The organism is Thermogladius sp. (genome assembly GCF_049970955.1).
GTDB lineage: Archaea > Thermoproteota > Thermoprotei_A > Sulfolobales > Desulfurococcaceae > Thermogladius.
This window is the reverse complement of record NZ_JBMFLY010000092.1, coordinates 1-2,935: the sequence shown is the minus strand read 5'-3', so window position 1 is coordinate 2,935 and position 2,935 is coordinate 1. Positions and strand designations below refer to the sequence as shown.

The 2,935-nt window shown below is 48.3% G+C and carries 3 protein-coding genes; all 3 read right to left on the bottom strand.

The window, feature by feature from the left end:
• A partial coding sequence (locus ACP5VX_RS06860; RefSeq protein WP_428725137.1) for a hypothetical protein occupies nucleotides 1-817 on the bottom strand: 817 nt, incomplete at its 3' end.
• A gap of 53 nt (nucleotides 818-870) precedes the next feature.
• Entirely contained in the window at nucleotides 871-2,391 is a 1,521-nt protein-coding gene (locus tag ACP5VX_RS06855) for an APC family permease (RefSeq protein WP_428725136.1), read from the bottom strand.
• A gap of 154 nt (nucleotides 2,392-2,545) precedes the next feature.
• Nucleotides 2,546-2,935: metallophosphoesterase family protein (locus ACP5VX_RS06850; protein ID WP_428725135.1), on the bottom strand; the 390-nt coding region annotated here is incomplete at its 5' end.

The window sequence follows — 2,935 nt, the reverse complement described above, 5'->3', positions numbered from 1 at the left end:
AAACGTACTCTTCTACCTCCCTATACCACGGCTTCTTAGTGCCGTCCTTGGCGCGTTTCAGCCAGTTCTTCGATTTCGGAGTAGCGTCAACTACCTCCCTGATCCTGTTGATTCTCGATCTGATGGTTTGGAGTTGGTGCTGGCTTAAAACTCCTTTGTCGAGGAAGCCTTGGGCGTACTGCTCTACGAGTTTAAGATTCTCCATCGCATCATACCAGAACCCCCAGTCGTCGCTTAGTACGCTAGCTATGTACTTAGCATCGATCACGTTCGCCTCCTGGCGTTCTCCGACCTCGTGTGACAGCAAGAGGGCTGTTATGTCGACTATATCCTTGAAGTTTATGTTGTGGATTTGGAGTTTCTCGAGTAGTAGGTCTGTTGGTGTTATAGTAGGGTAGTCTAGTTCAAGTCTTCCCTTACCCGGTTCACTACCGAAGAGAACATCGTGGCTAAACTCTAGCTTGTCGAAGAAAACGTCAACTTTGAAACCGTCGTGGGGGTCCATGTAAAGTAGTCTCTTACCCCCGAATATCATTTGTAGGCGGGGGTTAAACGAGTACTTAAGCTCTTTCTCGAAGAAGTTCATGACGTCTTTACGCTGCTTACTATAGGCAACCAGGTCTATATCTGTGAAAAGTGTCTGTCTCTCGCTTAAACGGGGAGTACTAGTATAGAAGTTCAACGCTTCGGGTGTGTCTTTAATATGGAGGTATATGCCGATCGCACCGATTATCCTGAGTATAATCCCTCTTGAGCTAGCTTTTTCAACTATCTCCTGGGCTTTCGCGACGATTTTCTCGTCAAAAGAAGTGATCATGTCCCTCTCACCTTATTAAGAATGCGTGATAGGGTAAAAAATAGTTTGCGTGATTAACCCGGCGGTATTTCCTTGAATAGTAGTGTGATGTCTAGTCCCAGTACTCTCTTGTTGTACAAGTACGCCCCTACATACACTGGGATGGAAGCTAGTAGTATGGCTATGTTGAATATCAGTGAAGCTGTGCTAAGCCCGCCTAAGGCTGGGGCCGAGGCCATGGAGTAGGCGCCCCAGAAAGCTACTATCGCTGTGGTTAAGCCTGCTAGAGATATCAACGGATAGCCTCCTATGTTGATCTTCGCTTGGTCGGGAAACATCTCATACATCTCTCTCTTCACGAAGGGGAAGACGAAGCTGGCTAGCCCTACTAGCCCCAAGACCACCATCATTACTATGAATGTATTCATTATCATGACCTGGTATGTTGCAGAGGCCACGAACATCATTATGAGCTCTCCTATTATAGCCGACACTATTACCGTGTAGACAGGGGCGCCTTTCTCATTAACCTTCGTCAGTCTCGTGGGGAGTAGCCTGTCAAACGACCAGGCAAACATGTTCCTCGAGGATATCAGGAGGTTGGGGGGAGTCAGGTAAACGTTCGACAAGAACCACAGGAATCCTACTAGAACCTGCAGCCAGACTAAGTCGGGGTAGAGTATCCAGAGGTATGTCTGGGGGTAGGGTGGTATCGGCAACGGGTATTTGTCGGGAACCCTGTTGTAAATGTAGGCGAGAGCGTTGTGGAAGTCTAGCCCGGCAACGTGGTAGATGCTGTAACCGAGCAGGCTATACCATAGCCCCATCACAATTAGTCCGCCCACGATCCCGATCCACGCGGACCTCTCAACCCTCCTTACCTCGCCAGCGACGTACGCAGGGAACCCGGCCCAGTTATAGTTCTGCAAGGGGAATACCAGACCCATTAAGACTCCTGCTATAGTCCAACCTGCAACCCAGCCGTTTTTCAGGGCGATGTCTATTACCTCGTTGTATTTGATACTAGAGACCGCGTTGAAGCGCGTTATGAAGACTTCCCTCGGAGTAAGGTAGAGTATTGCCGCGTATACTATTGAACCAGCCAGGACTATGAAGAACAAGTACTTCCATATTTTACTGTAAGTGGAAATCCCGTATAGTAAGAGTAGCGTGAAAGCTATATTGAATAGGGTGCCTATTATAACAGAGCCGATCCACGAGGAGACCCAATCAGCTAACTCCTTGTAGCCTAGAGTGTAGAATATCGGGGCTAGCCAGAAAGGCCCCATGGTCTGTAGGTTCATGGCGTACCAGTTCAAGAAGACAAACGAGAAAAACCAGTTCACGGCGAAGCCGAAGGCGGGGTGTACCGCCCTACTAAACCAAACGTAGTCTCCTCCCGACCTAGGGATCGCTATCATCCACAGAGCGTATAGTAGCGCGCCGCTCACAAGGACAACCCATATACCTAGGAAGTACGATAAGGCTAAATGAACGCCGAGTATCATAGCTGGGCCGAATGTCCAAGCCCAGAGAACCCCTTGCGGTGGGCTACACATAGAGACATTCAAGTTCATTGCGTCGAAAGCACTCATCGCCCTTACAAGACCAGATGCTTTTCTAACATATAGTTCTCTCGTCGCCAATAGTCTTCACCAGTGTTACCTTTACCTATATGTTTCCTCTTTACACAACTATTAAAACATGTATGGAGGGTGGGTAAGATTTTCTTGGAGTATAAAGGGAAAATCAGCCCGAGACTAATAGGTACGATTTCACTTTCGAACCTTCTAGAACGATGTAGGCCGCCCTAAGAACCCCTACGTTGTAGTCGCTACCAGGGTTTAAGACGAGCGTTCTACCTATCTTGTCAACCCCTCTAGACTCGTGTATGTGTCCGTGTAGCCCGATTAACGGCTGGTATCTCTCGATAATATTCCTAACAGACTTGCAGCCCACGTGCTCCATTACAACACCCCCGCTCGTAATCACCGGTTTAAAGTCTACTAGTTTAGGAGCGAGGTCGATGTTTGTATTGTATGGGGGGCAGTGAGTGTTGAGAATCGTCTTCTCGAAGCTGCGTACTTGGGACATAAGCTTGGTCAACATGCCCTCTAGTATAGGCTCCTCTACGTCTCT